A 1,360-nucleotide genomic window follows, 5' to 3' on the forward strand; every position below is an offset into this window, starting at 1 on the left:
CCTGCCGCGCCCCGGGGTGCTGACACGCCGCAGCCACGCGCGTGCGTAAATCCAGTGAATAAGCTTGCATCCTGGGACTTACGACCAAACCTCGCCGTAAGATACACCGTTCACGAATCTGCTATAATATCTACCATTCTATCATTAACATAAAAATCACCGCTTATTTTAATTTGAAATTCGTTTTCCCTAACATATTGCAAATAGTTATTATAATGTGTCTTACTAATGCCGCCTAGAGCATTATAATGCCGCATTATATCATTTTCAAATCCATCTACTGTATAGTAGGAGTCGTTTCCTCCACTACCTTGGTAGTGCCTATCAGATAAACCAAAAAAATGAAGGGTTTCATGAAATACTTTCTTGCTCTCTCGACTACTCTCGCGAACAAACCCTGTGTTACCGGTCGTCCTGACATATGTGTTATTTAGCGGATCGCCAGTACTACCTCCTTTAACCTGCGATCTAGTGTCATTAGTTGTTTCGGGTGTATCTAAAAATGTCAACATATTTTCTACTACACCTAGCTGGTTGATATTGATATTTTCATCGTATTTATATTTAACATCAAAGCCTATATTAACACCATCAATGGCTTTGCCTTTGAAAGTAGAAGAAGCTTCTTTATTTAATTGAGCAGCTCTGGAGCTGCTAGCTCCACTACCTCGGATATATATTGTAGAGCTAACATTAATACTGTTAATCTCACCACTTTTGTCACGGCCTACAGTGAAAATGGCATCACACCCATCGGGGTCAATTACATTGACAGGATTATTAAGGCAATAATTGTAAGTAGAAAGTACATAGTGCTTCTCCGCTAAAGGGTCAATCTTATCCCACCGTCCAATCGCAGGATCATACATTCTAGCCCCATAGTCTAACCAGTTTAACCCAAACTCATCCTGCTTTTCCTTGCCATTAAACTGAAATTTAGAATCTGGTTTACCCTCTTCTTCAATACCCACCAAGTTTAGACCCCACGGATCGTAATGATTTTCCTGATACTGGTCGGGATCAATAGGGCGTATTGCCAGATCATCAAAATAAGCAGGTATGCCACTTTCATTCACCACCGATACCCGCACATAGCCAGCTGAATCAGCCATCATGCCCGTCTCTAAGTGCTGCCATTCATCTGTAGCAGTACGCTGTAAAGGCTGCAGGCGGGTAGCGACCAATTGACTATCCTTACTGAAGAGTTCATACCGCAAAGAAGCGGTTGGTAATGAATGACCTCCTCCCAAGAAACTGGTCCACGCTAAAGTAGAGAAATCAGGCCCTTGTTGTATCTTAAACCAAGAGACATGCGCCATGAAAAAGACGAAGTTTACCGAGGCCCAGATCGTGTTTGCCC

At 42.6% G+C, this 1,360-nt stretch carries 1 protein-coding gene; it reads right to left on the reverse strand.

All coding sequences use genetic code 11. The features are described from left to right. Positions 1 to 110 precede the first annotated feature (110 nt). The coding region (locus E5J99_RS20865; RefSeq protein ID WP_135499738.1) for an RHS repeat-associated core domain-containing protein at positions 111 to 1,360 on the reverse strand (1,250 nt) is incomplete at its 5' end.

This window comes from Hymenobacter elongatus (genome assembly GCF_004745955.1).
GTDB classification, from domain to species: domain Bacteria; phylum Bacteroidota; class Bacteroidia; order Cytophagales; family Hymenobacteraceae; genus Hymenobacter; species Hymenobacter elongatus.